General features: G+C 70.2%; 17 protein-coding genes and 1 tRNA gene. 12 read left to right on the top strand and 6 right to left on the bottom strand.

Features of this window, described 5'->3' with window-relative positions; translation table 11 throughout:
- Positions 1-67: 67 nt before the first annotated feature.
- From OG252_RS29975 to OG252_RS29955, 5 genes are all read left to right on the top strand, one after another.
- The gene (locus tag OG252_RS29975) at positions 68-1114 is read left to right on the top strand and encodes an ABC transporter ATP-binding protein (RefSeq protein ID WP_266438502.1); all 1047 of its coding nucleotides are present in this window, start codon (positions 68-70) and stop codon (positions 1112-1114) included.
- Positions 1111-1752: an ABC transporter permease gene (locus OG252_RS29970; RefSeq protein WP_329339991.1), complete on the top strand. Its 642-nt coding sequence runs from the start codon at positions 1111-1113 to the stop codon at positions 1750-1752. The genes OG252_RS29975 and OG252_RS29970 overlap by 4 nt, the downstream gene beginning before the upstream one ends.
- Before the next feature lies 1 nt (position 1753).
- Positions 1754-2416: an ABC transporter permease gene (locus OG252_RS29965; protein ID WP_329339989.1), complete on the top strand. Its 663-nt coding sequence runs from the start codon at positions 1754-1756 to the stop codon at positions 2414-2416.
- Between the two features lie 10 nt (positions 2417-2426).
- On the top strand, positions 2427-3365 hold the full coding sequence (locus OG252_RS29960; RefSeq protein WP_266438495.1) for an ABC transporter substrate-binding protein: 939 nt from the start codon (positions 2427-2429) through the stop codon (positions 3363-3365).
- Between the two features lie 77 nt (positions 3366-3442).
- Positions 3443-3874 carry a hypothetical protein gene (locus OG252_RS29955; RefSeq protein ID WP_266448405.1) on the top strand — a complete coding sequence of 144 codons (432 nt, stop codon included), beginning with the start codon at positions 3443-3445 and terminating at the stop codon, positions 3872-3874.
- Positions 3875-3885: 11 nt separating this feature from the next.
- Here OG252_RS29955 and OG252_RS29950 read toward each other — a convergent pair whose 3' ends face one another.
- Complete coding sequence (locus OG252_RS29950; protein WP_266438493.1) at positions 3886-4647, bottom strand: SDR family oxidoreductase; 762 nt, start codon at positions 4645-4647, stop codon at positions 3886-3888.
- A 147-nt stretch (positions 4648-4794) separates the two neighbouring features.
- On the opposite strand from OG252_RS29950, the gene OG252_RS29945 reads away from it, so the two are divergent.
- Positions 4795-5625: a helix-turn-helix transcriptional regulator gene (locus tag OG252_RS29945; protein WP_266438490.1), complete on the top strand. Its 831-nt coding sequence runs from the start codon at positions 4795-4797 to the stop codon at positions 5623-5625.
- A 596-nt stretch (positions 5626-6221) separates the two neighbouring features.
- Here the strand turns inward: OG252_RS29945 and OG252_RS29940 are convergent.
- Positions 6222-7610, bottom strand: coding sequence for a cystathionine beta-synthase (locus OG252_RS29940; RefSeq protein ID WP_266438487.1), 1389 nt, complete (start codon positions 7608-7610; stop codon positions 6222-6224).
- Positions 7611-7772: 162 nt separating this feature from the next.
- Here OG252_RS29940 and OG252_RS29935 point away from each other — a divergent pair, with 162 nt between their 5' ends.
- The 3 genes from OG252_RS29935 to OG252_RS29925 all read left to right on the top strand — a co-directional run bounded on the left by OG252_RS29935 (position 7773) and on the right by OG252_RS29925 (position 11227).
- Positions 7773-8795 carry an SGNH/GDSL hydrolase family protein gene (locus tag OG252_RS29935; RefSeq protein ID WP_329339985.1) on the top strand — a complete coding sequence of 341 codons (1023 nt, stop codon included), beginning with the start codon at positions 7773-7775 and terminating at the stop codon, positions 8793-8795.
- 159 nt (positions 8796-8954) lie between these two features.
- The gene (locus OG252_RS29930) at positions 8955-10175 is read left to right on the top strand and encodes an acetyl-CoA C-acetyltransferase (RefSeq protein WP_266438481.1); all 1221 of its coding nucleotides are present in this window, start codon (positions 8955-8957) and stop codon (positions 10173-10175) included.
- Between the two features lie 281 nt (positions 10176-10456).
- The gene (locus OG252_RS29925) at positions 10457-11227 is read left to right on the top strand and encodes a hypothetical protein (RefSeq protein WP_266448402.1); all 771 of its coding nucleotides are present in this window, start codon (positions 10457-10459) and stop codon (positions 11225-11227) included.
- 18 nt (positions 11228-11245) lie between these two features.
- Here the strand turns inward: OG252_RS29925 and OG252_RS29920 are convergent, their stop codons facing one another.
- Positions 11246-11557: a hypothetical protein gene (locus tag OG252_RS29920; RefSeq protein ID WP_266438478.1), complete on the bottom strand. Its 312-nt coding sequence runs from the start codon at positions 11555-11557 to the stop codon at positions 11246-11248.
- 182 nt (positions 11558-11739) lie between these two features.
- On the opposite strand from OG252_RS29920, the gene OG252_RS29915 reads away from it, so the two are divergent.
- Entirely contained in the window at positions 11740-11970 is a 231-nt protein-coding gene (locus tag OG252_RS29915; protein ID WP_266438476.1) for a DUF4287 domain-containing protein, read from the top strand.
- Positions 11971-12061: 91 nt separating this feature from the next.
- Here OG252_RS29915 and OG252_RS29910 read toward each other — a convergent pair whose 3' ends face one another.
- From OG252_RS29910 to OG252_RS29900, 3 genes are all read right to left on the bottom strand, one after another.
- Positions 12062-12958, bottom strand: coding sequence for a Bax inhibitor-1/YccA family protein (locus OG252_RS29910; RefSeq protein ID WP_266438474.1), 897 nt, complete (start codon positions 12956-12958; stop codon positions 12062-12064).
- Positions 12959-13106: 148 nt separating this feature from the next.
- Positions 13107-14282 (bottom strand): 4-hydroxybenzoate 3-monooxygenase, encoded by a 1176-nt coding sequence (locus tag OG252_RS29905; protein ID WP_329339982.1) that lies wholly within the window; start codon positions 14280-14282, stop codon positions 13107-13109.
- 162 nt (positions 14283-14444) lie between these two features.
- Positions 14445-14528: transfer RNA gene (locus OG252_RS29900), tRNA-Leu, on the bottom strand.
- Positions 14529-14963: 435 nt separating this feature from the next.
- On the opposite strand from OG252_RS29900, the gene OG252_RS29895 reads away from it, so the two are divergent.
- Both OG252_RS29895 and OG252_RS29890 read left to right on the top strand, forming a co-directional pair.
- Positions 14964-15734: an ABC transporter ATP-binding protein gene (locus OG252_RS29895; protein ID WP_266438468.1), complete on the top strand. Its 771-nt coding sequence runs from the start codon at positions 14964-14966 to the stop codon at positions 15732-15734.
- Positions 15734-18262, top strand: coding sequence for an ABC transporter permease (locus OG252_RS29890; RefSeq protein ID WP_329339979.1), 2529 nt, complete (start codon positions 15734-15736; stop codon positions 18260-18262). The genes OG252_RS29895 and OG252_RS29890 overlap by 1 nt, the downstream gene beginning before the upstream one ends.
- The last annotated feature ends 58 nt before the right edge of the window (positions 18263-18320 follow it).

The raw sequence follows: 18320 nt of genomic DNA, 5'->3' as shown, positions 1-18320 counted from the left end.
GCGTTGACAAGCTATTCACCTACCGAGAACTCTGCATGACGTTATACAGCCGGGCAAGGGACAACTCATGATCCAGTTCGACGCGGTCCACAAGCGCTTCCCCAACGGCACGACAGCAGTCCACGACCTCACCCTCGACATGCCGGAAGGGGGCGTGACCGTCCTCGTCGGATCCTCCGGTTGCGGCAAGACGACCACCCTTCGGATGATCAACCGGATGGTCGAGCCGACCTCCGGCACCATTCGTGTCGGCGGCAAGGACGTCACGCGGCAGGACGCCGCCGACCTGCGCCGTTCCATCGGGTACGTCATCCAGCAGTCGGGCCTCTTTCCGCACCGTACGGTGCTCGACAACATAGCGACCGTGCCACTGCTGCTCGGCCACGGCCGCCGCAGGGCCAGGGCCCGGGCGGCCGAGCTCCTCGACACCGTCGGCCTGACCGCCGAGGCCGGCCGCCGCTACCCGCACCAGCTCTCCGGCGGCCAGCAGCAGCGCGTCGGCGTCGCCCGCGCGCTCGCCGCCGACCCGCCGGTGCTCCTCATGGACGAGCCGTTCGGCGCGGTCGACCCGGTCGTGCGCACCCAGCTCCAGGACGAACTGCTCAGGCTCCAGAAGGAGTTGAGCAAGACCATCGTCTTCGTCACGCACGACATCGACGAGGCGGTACGGCTCGGCGACCAGATCGCGATCTTCCGTACCGGCGGCCACCTCGTGCAGTGCGCCACCCCCTCCGAGCTCCTCGCCCGCCCCGCCGACGACTTCGTCGCCGACTTCCTGGGCGCCGAGCGCGGCCTCAAGCTGCTCTCGCTGAAGACCCTCGCGGACGTCCCGCAGGGCCCGGCCCCCGAGGGCGACGCCTGGACACTCGTCCTCGACGAGGCGCGCAAGCCGCTGCACTGGGCGTCGAAGGACGCCGAGATCCCCGTACGGCCGCTCAAGGACGACGATTCCCTGCTCGCGGCGCTCAACGAGTCCGTCGCCTCGCCGGGCGGCCTGATCGCCCGGGTCGACGCGGCCGGCGTCCTCACCGGCGTCTCGTCCCGCGACGACATCCACACCCACGCCGGCCAGGCCCACACCGACGCCCGCGCCAGGACGGGTGCGGCCGCATGACCATCGACTGGTCGTGGATATCCGGCCACACCGACGACCTCACCACCCTCACGGTCTCCCACCTCCAGGCGGCCCTGACCGCGGTCTTCTTCGGCCTGCTGATCTCGCTCCCGCTCGCGGTGGTCGCCCACCGGGTCCGCTTCCTGCGCGGGTTCCTGCTCGGCGCGTCGAACGTCCTGTTCACGATCCCGTCGATCGCGATCTTCGTGCTCCTGCTCCCGGTCAGCGGCCTCACCCGCACCACCACCGTGATCGGCCTGACGGTCTACACCCTGGTCGTCCTGCTCCGGAACACCGTCGAGGGCCTCGACTCGGTCCCCGCGAAGACGAAGGAGGCCGCGAAGGCGATGGGCACCCGCCCCCTGCGCACGCTCCTCACCGTCGAGCTCCCGCTCGCGCTGCCCGTGATCATGGCGGGCGTCCGGATCGCGACGGTCATGTCGATCTCCCTGGTCTCCGTCGCGACCTACATCGGCGACGGCGGCCTCGGCCAGCTCTTCACCGACGGCTTCCAGCGCAACTACCCGACCCCGGTGATCGTGGGAGTGGTCCTCACCCTCCTCCTCGCCGTCGTCGCGGACGCGCTGCTGGTCGCCCTCCAGTACGTCCTCACCCCGTGGAAGAGGCGGCGAGCCTGAGATGTACGAACTCTTCTCCAACCTCGGCGGCTGGCTGACCAGCGGCACCCAGTGGGCCGGCTCGGACGGCATCGCCCACCGCCTCGCCGAGCACCTCCAGTACTCCCTTCTGGCCACGCTCATCGCGACCGCCATCGGCCTCCCGCTGGGCCTGCTGATCGGCCACACCGGCCGCGGCGCGTTCCTCGCGATCAACCTCGCGTCCTTCGGCCGCGCCCTGCCGACCGTGGGCCTGGTCGTCCTGGTCTTCCTGGCCAGCGGCCTGTCCATGACCCCGGTGTACGTCTCCCTGGTCGCCCTCGCGGTCCCGGCGATCGTCACCAACACCTACGCCGGCATGACCGCCGTCGACCCGGACGTGAAGGACGCGGCCCGCGGACAGGGCATGCGCGGCCACCAGGTCCTGCTCCACGTGGAGCTGCCCCTGGCCCTCCCGCTGATCATGACCGGCCTGCGCCTGGCCCTCATCCAGGTGGTGGCCACGGCGACTATCGCCGCGTACGTCTCCTTCGGCGGCCTGGGCCGCTACGTCTTCGACGGCCTCGCCCAGCGCGACCTCGTCCAGGTCCTCGGCGGCGCGGTGCTGGTCGCCGCGGTCGCCGTCGTCCTGGACCTCGGCCTGGCCGGCCTCCAGCGCTTCCTCTTCCGCCACCGCACCGCCTAGGAATCCGGAAATGAATCGTCGTACCCTCCTCGGCGGCCTGTTCGCGGCCGCCTCCGTCCCCGCCCTCTCCTCCTGCGCGAGCGGCATCACGTCCCTGGACAGCCAGGGCTCCACCTCCGGCGGCAGCGGCTCCAGCAAGGGCGGGGTCACCATCGGCACCGCCAACTTCACCGAGAACCAGGTGCTGGGCTACCTCTACGCGGCCGTCCTCGGAGCGGCCGGCGTGAAGACCACCGTCCGCCCCAACCTCGGCACCCGCGAGATCCTCATCCCCGCCCTCAAGGGCGGCGACATCGACCTCCTCCCCGAGTACCAGGGCGCCCTCCTGCACTACCTCGCCCCGAAGGCGACGGCCACCGAGGAGGGCGAGATGCAGAACGCCCTCGCCCTCGCCCTCCCCGCCGGCCTCCAGGTGCTGCCGTACGGCATGGCCGAGGACTCGGACGCCTTCGCCGTCACCCAGGAGACGGCGAAGAAGTACGGCCTGACCTCCCTCGCCGACCTCAGGAAGCAGAACGGCAAGCTGGTCATCGGCGCCGCGCCCGAGGTCAAGAAGCGCGAGGTCGGCGTGATCGGCCTGAAGGACGTGTACGGGGTGGAGTTCAAGGAGTTCAAGTCCCTCGACTCCTCCGGCCCGCTGGTCAAGGGCGCCCTGAAGAAGGGCGACGTGGACGTGGCGAACCTCTTCACCACGGACACCGACATCGTGGCCAACGACTGGGTCGTGCTGTCCGACCCGAAGAACCTCATCCCCGGCCAGCACGTCGTCCCCCTCATCGCCGACCGCAAGGCCGACTCCACGGTCCGCAAGGCCCTCGCCGGACTCGGCAACGTCCTGACCACGGAAGACCTCACCGAGCTCAACCGCCAGGTCGACAAGGACAAGAAGGACCCGGAGGACGTGGCGAACGCGTACGCCGAGCAGCAGGGGCTGACGCGGCGGGCCTGAACACCCCCTCCCGAACAGGGGGGCTAACCCCAGTGCGACAGGCGCCCCGGCTCCCTACCGTGGATCGCATGACCGGAATGGATGCGCGGGACACCGAGATCAAGAAGGAACTCAACGCCACCCTGCAGGCCCGCAGGGAACTGGGCGACGAGTACGAGTCCGCGCTGGTCGACTCGTTCCTGGAGAAGGTCGACCAGCGGATCGACGGCGCCGTGGAGCGCCGGTTGCGCCGGCAGATGGCCGAGCAGCAGATGGTGGCGGCCCGGGGCTCCCGGTCGCCGAAGCCGACCGACTCCTGGGGCGAGCGCTTCGGCTTCGGCATCGTCTCGCTGGTCCTGGCGATCCCGCTGTCCGCGATCGGCGGCGGCGTCGCCCACCTGCCGGGTCTGCTGGTCGCCTGGATCGGCATCGTCGGGGTCAACGCCGTCCAGGTGGCCCGCACCAACCCGGGCCTGTTCCGCGGTGGCCGGCGGCGCGGGTCGTCCCAGGACAGTGACTGGGAGGACTGACCGGCGAAGGCTCAGACCTGGCGGGTGGGCAGCACCGTGATCTGCCCCAGGTTGACCCGCCGCGGCCGGCTCGCCACGTAGGCCACCACATCGGCGACCTCCTCGGAAGCCAGCCCGCCCAGAGCGTCGAACATCCCGTCCAGCTGCCCGGACAGCTCCGCGTTGTCGATGTGGGACTTCAGCTCGGTGTCCGTCAGCCCCGGCTCGACGTTGGTGACCCGGACGTCACGCGGCCCGAACTCGGTGCGCAGCGACTGGGAGAGATGGGTCAGCGCGGCCTTGGTGGCGCCGTACACCGCGTAGGCGGGGTACGTGACGTGCGCGGCGACGGACGAGATGTTCACCAGGTCCGCGGTACGTCCCTCCGCGGCCGCCGCCGCCAGGTCGCCGGTGAAGGCGCGGACGACCCGCAGGACGCCGGTGACGTTCGTGTCGAGCATCCGCTGCCACTCGTCGATGCGCCCCGCCTCGACCGGGTTGGGCAGCATGACGCCGGCCGAGTTGACGACCAGGTCGACGGGCCCGTACGCCTCGTGGATCCGGGCCGCGGCCGCCTCCACCGACGCGTCGTCGGTGACGTCCGCGACCACGGCCAGCGCCTGTCCTCCGTCGGCCCGGATCTTCTCCGCGATCGCCTCCAGCCGCTCCGCGCGCCGCGCCAGCAGCGCGACCCGCGCCCCCTGATCGGCAAGCAGCACGGCGACGGCCTCGCCGATCCCGCTGGCGGCACCGGTGACGACGGCGGTACGTCCGGCCAGGTTCTCGTACGACATGAGGGACTCCTCGGGTGTTCGGTCTGCGCCGGTCCGTCCGGCGACGACACCCACCCTCGTCCGCCCCGCCCCGGCCACCCAGGGATGAGCTTTTCCTGGGTCTGCCAGTACCAGGCTCCGGTCCCGCCCCTCGCCTAGGCTCACACCATGGACGGCGAACTCGGAGACTTCCTGCGCTCACGTCGGGCCCGCATCCAGCCCGAGGAGGTGGGGCTCCCCTCGTACGGGCGGCGCCGGGTTCCCGGACTGCGCCGCGAGGAGGTGGCGCAGCTGGCCGGGGTGAGCGTCGACTACTACATCCGCCTGGAGCAGGGGCGCGGGCCGTCCGTGTCGGACGCCGTCCTGGACGCGATCGCGCGCGTCCTGAACATGGACGAGACGGAGCACGCCTACCTGCGTACGGTGGCCCGGCCACGCCGGACGAAAAGCAGCCGCCCCGCAGCGCCCCGCGTCCGCCCCGGCGTCCAGCTGATCCTGGACGGCATGGAACGCGTCCCGGCGTTCGTCATCGGCCGCCGTCTGGACGTCCTCGCCTGGAACGCCCTCGCCGACGCCCTGAACGGCTTCAGCCGGATGGCGGCCGGCGAGCGCAACGCGGCCCGCCAGGTCTTCCTCGACCCCGCCGCCCGCGACCTGTTCCCGGACTGGTCCGCGGTGGCCGCGCAGAACGTCGCCCAGCTGCACCTGAACGCGGGCCACCACCCCGACGACTCCGGGATGGCCGCACTGATCGGTGAGCTCTCCCTCAAGAGCGAGGACTTCCGCCGGCTGTGGGCGGACCACGAGGTCATGGAGTGCAGGTTCGGGGTGAAACGCGTCCGCCACCCGGTGGCGGGCCTGCTCACCCTGCCGTACGAGACGCTCACGGTCCCGGCGGACCCGGAGCAGACGATCGTGGTCTACACGCCGGAACCCGGTTCGGAGACGGCGGAGCGGCTGGCGCTGCTGGGAAGCTGGGCGACCACTCGGGCACGCTGAGGAGAACCCGCTGAGCAGGACCTGCCGAGGTGAACCCGCTGTAGTGAACCTGCTGAGGTGGACCCGCTGAAAAAGCTATGCGCGGGGACCGCCGCACCCCCGTTACCGGGGGGCGGGACGACGGCGGTCCCCGCGAGGGACGCGGGCCGGGTCAGGGCCAGACTCCGCGTCCTAGGCGTCTGTGGAGGTCCGGGAGCCGCTCCGGAGGTCCGTGACGCCGTTTACGGTGTCGGCCGGGGCGGGGAGCCGCTCCCGCCCTGCCGACAACCACTAATGTGCCGGACCCGTGTTAAGCGTGTGCTGCGCGGACGTGACGCCCTCGTACCACTTCTGCGAAGTCCACCATTCGGGCACCCGACCGCAAGTTCGCCGTGGACACGGGCCGTTCACCGCACGTTTCCCGCCCAGGGCCTGCCCGGCGGATCAGATCGCAGACGCGGGGTCCGGCACGCACACCTGCCGCGTTGTCGTCGGTCGCCGAAGCTCCGCTTCGACTCCCTCCTCCGCCTTGCAGCTGCACGCTCCCCCATCGCCCCCGCTCACCGGCGCTGATCAGTCGCCGCCGATTTCCTGCGACCTGATCCGCCGGACAGGCCCTACTTCCCGCCCTTGGCGAGGAACGCCAGCAGGTCCTGCCGGCTGATGACTCCCGTGGGCTTGCCCTCGACGAGGACGATCGCCGCGTCGGCCGCGCCCAGTACGGACATCAGGTCGCCGACCGGCTCGCCGGAGCCGACCTGGGGCAGCGGGGCGGACATGTGCTTCTCCAGCGGGTCGTCGAGCGAGGCGCGCTGGGTGAACAGGGCGTCGAGCAGCTCGCGTTCGACGACGGAGCCGACGACCTCGGCGGCCATCACGTCCGGGTGACCGGCGCCGGGCTTGACGATCGGCATCTGCGAGACGCCGTACTCGCGCAGCACCTCGATGGCCTGGCCGACGGTCTCGTCCGGGTGCATGTGGACGAGGGACGGCATGGCGCCGTGCTCCTTGTCGTTGAGGACGTCGGCGACGCGGGCGCTGGGGCCCTCGTCCTCCAGGAAGCCGTAGTCGGCCATCCACTCGTCGTTGAAGATCTTGCTGAGGTAGCCGCGCCCGCTGTCGGGCAGGAGGACGACCACCACGTCGTCCTCGCCGAGCGGCTCGGCGACCTTCAGTGCCGCGACGACGGCCATGCCGCAGGAGCCGCCCACCAGCAGGCCCTCCTCCTTGGCCAGCCGGCGGGTCATCTGGAAGGAGTCCTTGTCCGACACCGCCACGATCTCGTCGGCGACGGTCCGGTCGTAGGCGGTGGGCCAGAAGTCCTCACCGACACCCTCGACGAGATACGGCCGTCCCGAGCCGCCGGAGTAGACGGAGCCCTCGGGGTCGGCGCCGACGACCTGGACCCGACCGTCACTGACGTCCTTCAGGTAGCGGCCGGTACCGGAGATGGTGCCGCCCGTGCCCACGCCCGCGACGAAGTGGGTGATCTTCCCCTCCGTCTGGTCCCACAGCTCGGGGCCGGTCGAGTGGTAGTGGGAGAGCGGGTTGTTCGGGTTGGAGTACTGGTCGGGCTTCCACGCGCCCGGCGTCTCCCGGACCAGCCGGTCGGAGACGTTGTAGTAGGAGTCGGGGTGCTCCGGGTCGACGGCGGTCGGGCAGACGACGACCTCGGCGCCGTACGCCCGCAGCACGTTGATCTTGTCGGTGCTCACCTTGTCGGGGCACACGAAGATGCACTTGTACCCCTTGCGCTGGGCCACGATGGCCAGCCCGACACCCGTGTTTCCGCTGGTCGGCTCGACGATCGTGCCGCCGGGCTTGAGCGCGCCGCTCTCTTCCGCCGCCTCGATCATGCGCAGGGCGATGCGGTCCTTCACCGAGCCGCCCGGGTTGAAGTACTCCACCTTGGCCAGGACGGTTGCCCTGATGCCCTTGGTCACGCTGTTGAGCCTCACCAGCGGGGTGTTGCCGACGAGACTGATCATCGAGTCGTGGAATTGCACCGTTTGTCTCCGGATGCTTGCAAAAGAAATGGTCCTGATTGGTTCCGCCAGCCTATGGCTTCTTCGGAGACCGTGAAGGTCGTTCACTCCCCGTTGAGATTGGGCGACGGTCCGTACGGGGCAAGGAGTGGATGTACGGACACGAGGAGGTGGCGGCGACGCATGACGAGGATGTCGAGGGCGAGGGTGGCCCGGCGGATCGCGGCCGGAGCCGCGTACGGCGGCGGTGGGGTCGGTCTGGTCGGCGCGGCGGCCATGGGCCTGGTGCTGGCGGAGGTCCAGCTCGCCAAGCGCCAGGTGGGCAACGGGACGTCGCCGCACGTCCCCCAGGCGGACGGCCGGTACGGCAGTGGTTACACCACCCCCGGTGAACCGCCGCTGCGGCTGGTGATACTGGGCGACTCCACGGCCGCCGGCCAGGGCGTCCGCCGCAGCGGCCAGACGCCGGGCGCGCTGCTGGCGTCGGGGCTGGCGGCGGTGGCGGAACGCCCGGTGGTCCTGCGTAACGTCGCCCTCCCCGGGGCGACCTCCGACGACCTGGACCGCCAGGTGGCACTGGTCCTGGCGGACCCGGCCCCGGTCCCCGACATCTGCGTGATCATGATCGGCGCGAACGACGTGACCACCCGGATGCCGCCGACCCGCTCGGTACGTCATCTGGCGGCGGCGGTACGACGGCTGCGGACGGCCGGCGCGGAGGTCGTGGTCGGCACCTGCCCCGACCTGGGCACGATCGCGCCCGTGCAGCAGCCACTGCGCTGGCTGGCCCGCCGGGCCTCGCGGCAGCTGGCGGCCGCCCAGACGATCGGCGCCGTCGAGCAGGGCGGCCGTACGGTCTCGCTGGGCGATCTCCTGGGTCCCGAGTTCGCGGCGAACCCGCGCGAACTGTTCGGCCCGGACAACTACCACCCCTCGGCGGAGGGCTACGCCACCGCGGCGATGGCCGTCCTGCCGACGGTGTGCGCCGCGCTGGGCCTGTGGCCGGCCGAGGAGGAGCGTCCGGACGCCTCCCGCCGCGAGGGCTTCCTGCCGGTGGCACGAGCCGCGGCGGAGGCCGCGTCCGAGGCCGGTACGGAGGTCACGGCGGCGATGTCGACGGGGCCCAAGGGGCCGTGGGCACTGCTCAAGCGGCGTCGTCGGCGGCGGGTGTCGGCCGTCGAACCGGAGACCCAAGCAAGCGCTTAGTAAATTGCGGCCAGGGTCACACCGCGCGAAGCGTGACCCTGGCCATACGTACGGGTAACTTCCCACACAGCCCTGCACAACCCCCGTACTCCCACCCGTCGCCCGACCACCGCCCCTCAACGAGGCGCTACGCGCCGCCCCTCCTCGTCTGGAGCCGTCATGCCCGAAGCCGTCATCGTTTCGACCGCCCGCTCTCCCATCGGCCGCGCTTTCAAGGGCTCCCTGAAGGACCTGCGCCCGGACGACCTGACCGCCACGATCATCCAGGCCGCGCTCGCCAAGGTCCCGGAGCTGGACCCGAGGGACATCGACGACCTGATGCTCGGCTGCGGTCTGCCCGGCGGCGAGCAGGGCAACAACCTCGGCCGGATCGTCGCCGTACAGATGGGGATGGACCACCTCCCCGGCTGCACGGTCACCCGCTACTGCTCCTCCTCGCTCCAGACGAGCCGCATGGCCCTGCACGCCATCAAGGCCGGCGAGGGCGACGTCTTCATCTCGGCCGGTGTCGAGATGGTCTCCCGCTTCGTCAAGGGCAACTCCGACAGCCTCCCCGACACGCACAACCCCTTCTTCGCCGAGGCCGAGGCCCGTACGGCCGCCGTCGCGGAGCAGGAGGGCACCACCTGGCACGACCCGCGCGAGGACGGCCTCGTGCCGGACGCCTACATCGCGATGGGCCAGACCGCCGAGAACCTCGCCCGCTGGAAGGGCGTCACCCGCCAGGACATGGACGAGTTCGGCGTCCGCTCCCAGAACCTCGCCGAGGAAGCCCTCAAGAACGGCTTCTGGGAGCGCGAGATCACCCCGGTGACCCTCCCCGACGGCTCGGTCGTCGCCAAGGACGACGGCCCGCGCGCCGGCGTCACCCTGGAGGGCGTCCAGGGCCTCAAGCCGGTCTTCCGCCCCGACGGCATGGTCACCGCCGCCAACTGCTGCCCGCTGAACGACGGTGCCGCCGCGCTGGTCATCATGAGCGACACCAAGGCCCGCGAACTCGGCCTGACCCCGCTCGCCCGCATCGTGTCGACCGGCGTCTCCGGCCTGTCCCCCGAGATCATGGGCCTCGGCCCGGTCGAGGCGTCCCAGCAGGCGCTGCGCCGCGCGGGCCTGGGCATCGGCGACATCGACCTGGTCGAGATCAACGAGGCGTTCGCCGCCCAGGTGATCCCCTCCTACCGCGAGCTCGGCATCGACGTCGACAAGCTGAACGTCAACGGCGGCGCCATCGCGGTGGGCCACCCCTTCGGCATGACGGGCGCCCGCATCACCGGCACGCTCATCAACTCCCTCCAGTTCCACGACAAGCAGTTCGGCCTGGAGACGATGTGCGTCGGCGGCGGCCAGGGCATGGCGATGGTCATCGAGCGCCTGAGCTGACCAACTCCCTGTAATCGCACTGGAACAGAGCGTCACAGGCCGGCCCAGAACCGTGGAATCCCCAGGTTCTGGGCCGATTTGTGATCCAATCTCACCCAGGATGTGACCTATCTCCCTCGGAAAGGGATTCGCGCAGGTCAGCACCACTTCAGCCCCACCCCCCGGATCCAAGGCCCTGTCCGTTTCGTGACGTTACGCACTGACAGCTGGATAGTCCGCCCTTCAAGCTGATGTAGGAAGTCGGGGGTCGACTTTGAACCGGGAGTACGTCAGTGAGCGCCATGCCGATCGCCTTGTTGGTCACCACGGCCGCCACGGGCGCCGTGGGCGTCGCCGTCCTGCGCACCCTCATGGTGCTGCGCCGGCAGGTGGCCGCCCTGCACACCGAGCTCGCCAAGGGCAACGCCGCCGCAGCGCGGGGTCGTGTGCCGGCCGCCCGCCACTCCGCCGACGTCGACGAGATACGCGCCGCCGTGGCCGAGGCCCTCGCCGAGGAGCGTGAGCGCGAGCTCGCCGAGGCGCGCGCCTTCTGGGCCGCGCAGGAGGCCCGTGACGCCTCTGACGCGCCCTCGCTGCTGGGCCTGCCCGACAGCGAACTGTTCCTGCCCCGGCAGGCCGATTTCGTCGGTCTGGAGCCCCTGGAGCCGGTCGCCGAGCACGGCACCGACGCCGAGGAGTCCGCGGAACTGGCCGCGGCCCGCCGCCGTCACCCCTCCCACCCGGACTTCGTCCCGGTCTCGTCACCGGTCGTGAACGACCACGAGCGCACGGTGGCCACGCTGGAGGAGCTGGCGGCGTCCCAGGTCGAACTGGCCGACGTCCGCCCCGGCCCGCTGGGCACCCTGGACGTCTACGTCTTCGCCGACGGCACCACCCTGTGCATGACCCCCGGCCACCGCGAGACGGCGGAACGCCTGGCCTCGGCCCTGCACGCCGGCGAGACACCGACGCTGCTGGGCGGTTCGGGCATCTCGGGCGCGTACACGCTGACGTTCGCGTGCGGCGAGGAGAACGTCTACATCCTGGCGGACCGCGTCATAGCGTCCCTCTAGCGCAGACGCGAGCTCAACTCAAACCCCCGCCCGCTTCTGCGCCTCCTCCACCAACCGCACCGCATCATCCACCTGGCCCTCGTCCGTGAGGACGAGGGCCAAGTCGTGCACGGCGACGGTGATCTGGTCGGCCGCGGCGAACATCCCCGCGTCCGGCATCTCCCGAGGCTCGGCCCCGGGCGCCTCCACCTTCTGCGCCCATCGGGCGAACTCCCTGGCCAGCCCCAGAGCCTCGGCGGCAGCGCCCCGCTGCAACCGGCTCTGCGGAGCGGCCCGAAGACGATCGGCGAAGTGATCCACCGCACGGCACAGACGCGTCGTATCCACCACGCCGCGAGCGTAGGGCCTTGGCGGCGGATCATGCCAGCGGAGACCTGTCCGGTGCTTGCCCGTCGGCCCGATCCGCCCGAAAAGGCACTACGCGCCCCACCGGGACTGTTGCCAACGGGCGAACGCTCAGGCACGGTGACCTGAAGGACCGGCTTACATCCCCTTTGCGTCCGGAGGCGCCGATGTCCCACGTCCTCTCCGAGGAGACCCACCGCAACATGCTCGCCCGCATCCCCCACTGCACCGGTCGTGAAGTGTCCGACTGGCTCCGCACCGTCGAAGAAGGCCCCTCCCTCTTCCGCTTCGAGGAGAAGGTCAGCTGGCTCCGGCACGAACACAACCTCGCGTACGGCCACGCGAAGGCCATCGTTCACGAGTACGACCTGAGGAGGGCCGCGCGCAACTTCGCCTAGGCGCGCACCACGACAAAGGGCCCCGGGACGGTACCCGGGGCCCTTTCGCCGCTACTCGCGACTACCGCTGCGGCAACTGCCGCTGCACGCGCTAGTCGCTGCTGTTGAGGATCGCGATGATCCTCAGGAACTCCATGTAGATCCACACCAGCGTCAGCGTCAGCCCGAAGGCCGCCAGCCACGCCTCCTCGCGCGGAGCGCCGTAGGCGATGCCGTCCTCGACCTGCTTGAAGTCCAGGGCGAGGAAGCAGGCGCCGAGCAGGATGCCGACGACGCCGAAGATCACGCCGAGCGGTCCGCTGCGGAAGCCGAGGCCGTCACCGCCGCCGAAGACGGCGAACAGCAGGTTCACCATCATCAGCAGGATGAAGCCGAGCGCGGCCGCCATCACGAAGCCGTAGAACCGGCGGTTGACGCGGATCCAGCCTGCCTTGTACGCCACCAGCACACCGGCGAAGACCGCCATGGTGCCGATCACGGCCTGCATGGCCGCACCGTCGGCGATGCGGTTGTCGACGATGTTGGACAGGACGCCGAGGAAGACGCCCTCGAACGCGGCGTACATCAGGATCAGCGCGGGCGAGGCCTTGCGCTTGAAGGACTGGACGAACGCCAGGACCATGCCGATCAGCGCGGCGCCGATACCGATGCCGTACGAACGACTGATGTTCGCGTCGTCGATGGGCAGCAGTGCCCAGGCCAGCGCGGCCGTGACGATCAGGACGCCGAGGGTGGTGCCGGTGCGCAGGACGACGTCGTCCATCGTCATGCGGCCGGTGGTGACCGGTGCCTGCGGCGGTGCTCCCTGCTGAAGATCCTGCTGCGCGTACGGGTTCTGCGCGTACGGGTTGCCGGCCTGCGGCTGCGCGTACGGGTTGCCCTGCGTACCCACAGCTGCGCTCCCGGCCTGCGGCGCGGTGTTGAAGCCCGCGTAGCCGTTGTCGCGGCTGAACCCCCGTCGCGAGAAGACCGGGTTGCTGCTCCTCATTTCACTCCTCCATGGCCACCGTGTGTGTGGGCCTTGGCTCAAGAGTAATAGGTAGGCAAAGGAATGACCCTAGTGCTTGGGGAGGATCTTTCCCTCGTCGTGCTGGCCAACACGCTACGCGGCCCGCTGATTCCCGGCCACGGCGGCCTCACCCGAACGGAAACCCCGTGTACCCCTCGGCCAGGTCGGTCTCGGCGGCCCGGGAGGACGCGAGCCGTTCCAGCCGGGCCAGCTGGAGGCGGTCCTCGAAGGCGGTGGCGTCGGGGGCCCGGTGCAGGAGGGTCGTCATGTCGTAGGAGAACCGCTCGGCCTGCCAGACCCGGCCGAGGCAGGTCGCGGAGTAGGCGTCGAGCAGCTCGGCCGAGCCGGTCTCCTTCTCGTACGTCAGTGCCCTCGCGAAGGTGACGACGTCCCCGACGGCCAGGTTGAGGCCCTTGGCTCCCGTCGGCGGCACGATGTGGGCCGCGTCGCCGGCCAGGAACAGGCGGCCGTGCCGCATGGGCTCGTGGACGTAGGAGCGCATCGGGGTGACCGACTTCTGGGTGATCGGGCCGCGCTGAAGGCGCCAGCCGTCGGCGGTCTCGAAGCGGCGCTCCAGTTCCGCCCAGATGTCCTCGTCGCGCCACGCCTCGGCGTCGGTGCCCTCGGGCACCTGGAGGTAGAGGCGGGAGACGGACGGGGTGCGCATGGACAGCAGGGCGAACCCGCGGTCGTGGTGGGCGTAGACCAGCTCGTCGTGGGAGGGCGGCACGTCGGCGAGGATGCCGAGCCAACCGAAGGGGTACGTCCGTTCGAAGGTCCGGGACAGCGCGGCGGGGACCGCCTTGCGGGCCACGCCCCAGAAGCCGTCGCAGCCGACGACGTAGTCGCACTCCAGGACGTCCTCGACCCCCTCGTGCCGGAAGCGGACGCGCGGGCTGTCGGTGTCGGCGCCCTCGACGGCCAGCGCCTCCGCCTCGAAGAGCAGCGGGCCGCCCTCCTTGAGCTGGAGGGCGATGAGGTCCTTGCAGACCTCGGTCTGGGCGTAGACCATCACCGACCGGCCGCCGGTGAGGGCGGGGAAGTCGACGCGGTGGCGCTTCTTGGCGTACCGCAGCTCTATGCCGTCGTGGCGCAGGCCCTCGCGGTCCATGCGCTCCGAGGCGCCGGCCGCGCGCAGGACGTCCACCGTGCCCTGCTCCAGGATTCCGGCCCGCTGCCGCTGCTCGACATAGGCGCGGTCGCGGCTCTCCAGGACGACCGAGTCGATGCCGGCGTTGTGGAGCAGCCGGGCGAGGAGGAGGCCGGCGGGGCCCGCTCCGATGATGCCGACGGTGGTGCGCATCGACCAGCCTCCGTGTTTCCGGGTCTTCGCGTGTTCGCGTCTTCGTTTGTTCGCGTGGTGAAGTTTATTTCACTCACTTTCAGACATGAGTTTCCGACCGCACGCGCCCGCTGTCAACGGTCGTGCGGTGAACTCTTCAATGGAGGGTGCAGGTTCCCGAAGTGCCCGGAGCCGGACTTGAACCGGCACGCCCGCGAAGGGGCAGCGAGGTTTAAGCTCGCCGTGTCTGCATTCCACCATCCGGGCAGGCCATGGGCTCCGCATCGAGGTTCCGAGCCTATCGGGAGACATCCCCCGTACATCGGCCGGGCGGACCCATGTTGTCTTATTTTATTGACGCCTGAGGGAGCATCAGCACCCGGAACAGGCCATCCGCACTTGCCAATAGCCTTGCGCGTGCCCTTCGACCGCGCCTGCGGAATGACGGAATTTCACCGTCCGAACGAGGGGGCTCCACCTGTTCTCTGCACACTCCGGCCGTTTTCTCTGCGCAACACCGGCCGTCCTCTGCACACCACCCGTCAGGGACGGCCGTCATCCCCAGGTATGACACCGCGGAGTGTGGTCCGACCCGAGTCCCCCTGCGGAACCGGAGCAGCGGCTGACTACACGGCGGCTCGCGGCCCGGACGATGGATGTCGTCCCTCCGACCAACCCATCGTTCCTGGGGAGTGCCTTCTCGTGACCACCGCATCCATCGCCGGCCGGGCCACCGCCGTGGCCGCGCGTGCCACGGATCTGTCGAAGATCTACGGACAGGGCGAGACCCAGGTGGTCGCCCTCGACCGGGTCTCCGTCGACTTCCGGCAGGCCGAGTTCACCGCGATCATGGGCCCCTCGGGGTCCGGCAAGTCCACGCTGATGCACTGCGTGGCCGGTCTGGACACGTTCTCCTCGGGTTCGGTGCGCATCGGCGAGACCGAGCTGGGCTCGCTGAAGGACAAGCAGCTGACCAAGCTGCGCCGGGACAAGATCGGCTTCATCTTCCAGGCGTTCAACCTGCTGCCGACCCTCACGGCCCTGGAGAACATCACGCTGCCCATGGACATCGCGGGCCGCAAGCCGGACAAGCAGTGGCTGGACTCGGTGATCGCGATGGTCGGCCTCGCCGACCGGCTCGGCCACCGCCCCTCCCAGCTGTCCGGCGGCCAGCAGCAGCGCGTCGCCGTGGCCCGCGCCCTGGCCTCCAGGCCCGACATCATCTTCGGCGACGAGCCGACCGGAAACCTCGACTCGCGCTCCGGCGCCGAGGTGCTGGGCTTCCTGCGCAACTCCGTACGGGAGCTCGGGCAGACCGTGGTGATGGTGACCCACGACCCGGTGGCGGCGGCGTACGCGGACCGCGTGGTGTTCCTGGCGGACGGGCGGATCGTCGACGAGGTGTACGGCCCGACTGCTGAGTCCGTCCTCGACTTCATGAAGCAGTTCGACGCGAAGGGCCGTACCAGCTGATGTTCCGCACCGCCCTGCGCAACGTGTTCGCGCACAAGGCCAGGCTGCTCATGACCGTGCTCGCCGTGATGCTCGGCGTGGCCTTCGTGTCGGGCACCCTGGTCTTCACCAACACCATCTCCGAGGCGTACCAGAAGAGTTCGGCCAAGGGCTTCGACCAGGTCGACGTGGCCGTGGAACCCGAGCACCAGGACAGCGAGGGCGACACCGTCGGCAAGACGGCCGAGCTGACGCAGCCGCTGCTCGACGAGAGCACGAAGGTGCCGGGCGCCGCCTCCGCCATCGGCGTGGTCAACGGCTTCACCGCCATCGCCGACAAGGACGGCAAGCTGATCGGCGGCGGCTTCCAGTCTCAGGGCGGGAACTACTGGGGCACCAAGGACACCCGGTATCCGCTGGTCAGCGGGCATGCGCCGAGCGGTGCGGGCGAGGTCCTGATCGACTCGGAGACGGCGAAGCGCGCCGGGTACGAGGTCGGCGACACCGTACGGCTCTCGGTGGACGGCCCGGTGCTCGACCCGAAGATCACCGGCATCTTCACCACCGACGACGGCAATGTCGCCGCCGGCGGCAGCCTCGCCCTCTTCGACACGGCCACGGCCCAGCGGCTGTTCGGCAAGACGGGCACGTACGACCAGATCGACGTGCGGGCGAAGGCGGGCGTGAGTCAGACCGCGCTGAAGGCGGAGCTGGACAAGGCGCTGCCGAAGAACCTCGTCGAGACGACGACCGGCGAGCAACTGGCCGCCGACCAGGCGGAGATGATCTCCTCCTCGATGTCCGGCCTCAAGCAGGGCCTGCTGGTCTTCGCGGGCATCGCGCTGTTCGTCGGTACGTTCATCATCGCCAACACCTTCACCATGCTGGTCGCCCAGCGCACCAAGGAGCTGGCCCTGCTGCGGGCCGTCGGTGCCTCGCGCCGGCAGGTCACCCGCTCGGTCCTCATCGAGGCGTTCGTGGTGGGCGTGGTCGCCGCGGTGACCGGTCTCGCCGCGGGTATCGGCATCGGGGCGGGGCTGCGGTCGCTGATGGGCTCGCTCGGCGCGACCGTCCCGGACGGACCGCTGATCATCACGCCCGGCACGGTCGGGGCGGCCCTCGCGGTCGGCGTCCTCGTCACCATGCTGGCGGCCTGGCTGCCGGGCCGCCGGGCCGCGAAGATCCCGCCGGTGGCGGCGATGAGCAGCCTGTACGCCGCGGCGACCACCAAGTCACTGGTGCTGCGCAACACACTGGGCGCGCTCTTCTCGGGCGCGGGCATCGCGGTCGTCCTCGCGGCGACGACGATGTCCGGCTCGGACGGCCAGGCCCCGATGGGCCTCGGCGCGGTCCTCCTGATCATCGGCGTCTTCATCCTCACCCCGCTGCTGTCCCGCCCGCTGATCGCGGCCGCGGCACCGGTCCTGCGCGTCTTCGGCGTCTCGGGCAAGCTGGCCCGCCAGAACTCGGTGCGCAACCCGCGCCGTACGGCCGCCACCGCCTCCGCGCTGATGATCGGCCTCACCCTGATCACCGGCATGACGGTGATGGCGGGCAGCCTGCAGAAGTCGATCGACAAGATGGCGGCGTCCGCGATCAAGGCCGACTACGTGGTGTCCATGGCGAACGGCAACGAGCTGTCGCCGGACGTCGAGAAGAAGCTGGGCCGGATCGACGACGTCACCGCAACCAGCCCGCTGCGCAACGCGCCCTCCCGCATCGACGGCGAGACCGAGTACCTCACCGGCGTCACGGGCAGCACCATCGGCGAGCTGACCGACCTCAAGGTCGACAGCGGCGCCTTCAAGGTGGGCGGCACGCAGGTCGTCGTGGACGACACGACGGCCACGTCCCACGGCTGGAAGGCCGGTTCGAGCTTCACCGTCTCCTACGAGGACGGCGAGAAGCAGAAGCTGACCGTCGCCGGGGTCTACGAGGGCAACGAGATGATCCAGGGCATCATCCTGGACAACGCCACGCTCTCCCCGCACCAGTCGGACCCCGCCGACATGCAGGTCATGGTCAAGACGTCCGACGGCACGTCCGGCGCGACGAAGGACCAGCTGGAGAAGGCCCTCGGCTCCAACCCGGCCATCAAGGTCCAGGACAAGAAGGACCTCTCCGACGAGATCGCGCAGATGTTCACGCTGATGCTGAACATGCTCTACGGCCTGCTGGCCATGGCCGTCCTCGTCGCGGTCCTCGGTGTCATCAACACCCTGGCCATGTCGGTCTTCGAACGCTCCCAGGAGATCGGCATGCTCCGCGCGATCGGCCTGGACCGCAGGGGCATCAAGCGGATGGTCCGCCTGGAGTCCCTGGTCATCTGCCTCTTCGGCGGAGTCCTGGGCATCGGCCTGGGCGTGTTCTTCGGCTGGGCGGCCGGCGAACTCCTCGGCTCGAGCCTGGCGACGTACGAACTCGTCCTGCCGTGGGCCCGGATGGCGGTCTTCCTGCTCCTGGCGGCGACGGTCGGCGTCCTGGCGGCGCTGTGGCCGGCCCGGCGGGCCGGACGGCTGAACATGCTGGCGGCGATCAAGTCCGAGTAGCGGTACGGCAGTCGGGGCCCGTCGCCGGTGGCGACGGGCCCCTCTTGTTTGTTCTGCT

The organism is Streptomyces sp. NBC_01352 (assembly GCF_036237295.1).
GTDB classification, from domain to species: domain Bacteria; phylum Actinomycetota; class Actinomycetes; order Streptomycetales; family Streptomycetaceae; genus Streptomyces; species Streptomyces plumbiresistens.
This window is presented reverse-complemented; position numbering and strand designations above follow the sequence as displayed.

Coding starts and splice junctions, on each gene's coding strand:
- OG252_RS29975 (WP_266438502.1), top strand. CDS start 68: ATGATCCAGTTCGACGCGGTCCACAAGCGCTTCCCCAACGGCACGACA.
- OG252_RS29970 (WP_329339991.1), top strand. CDS start 1,111: ATGACCATCGACTGGTCGTGGATATCCGGCCACACCGACGACCTCACC.
- OG252_RS29965 (WP_329339989.1), top strand. CDS start 1,754: ATGTACGAACTCTTCTCCAACCTCGGCGGCTGGCTGACCAGCGGCACC.
- OG252_RS29960 (WP_266438495.1), top strand. CDS start 2,427: ATGAATCGTCGTACCCTCCTCGGCGGCCTGTTCGCGGCCGCCTCCGTC.
- OG252_RS29955 (WP_266448405.1), top strand. CDS start 3,443: ATGGATGCGCGGGACACCGAGATCAAGAAGGAACTCAACGCCACCCTG.
- OG252_RS29950 (WP_266438493.1), bottom strand. CDS start 4,647: ATGTCGTACGAGAACCTGGCCGGACGTACCGCCGTCGTCACCGGTGCC.
- OG252_RS29945 (WP_266438490.1), top strand. CDS start 4,795: ATGGACGGCGAACTCGGAGACTTCCTGCGCTCACGTCGGGCCCGCATC.
- OG252_RS29935 (WP_329339985.1), top strand. CDS start 7,773: ATGACGAGGATGTCGAGGGCGAGGGTGGCCCGGCGGATCGCGGCCGGA.
- OG252_RS29930 (WP_266438481.1), top strand. CDS start 8,955: ATGCCCGAAGCCGTCATCGTTTCGACCGCCCGCTCTCCCATCGGCCGC.
- OG252_RS29925 (WP_266448402.1), top strand. CDS start 10,457: ATGCCGATCGCCTTGTTGGTCACCACGGCCGCCACGGGCGCCGTGGGC.
- OG252_RS29915 (WP_266438476.1), top strand. CDS start 11,740: ATGTCCCACGTCCTCTCCGAGGAGACCCACCGCAACATGCTCGCCCGC.
- OG252_RS29910 (WP_266438474.1), bottom strand. CDS start 12,958: ATGAGGAGCAGCAACCCGGTCTTCTCGCGACGGGGGTTCAGCCGCGAC.
- OG252_RS29905 (WP_329339982.1), bottom strand. CDS start 14,282: ATGCGCACCACCGTCGGCATCATCGGAGCGGGCCCCGCCGGCCTCCTC.
- OG252_RS29890 (WP_329339979.1), top strand. CDS start 15,734: ATGTTCCGCACCGCCCTGCGCAACGTGTTCGCGCACAAGGCCAGGCTG.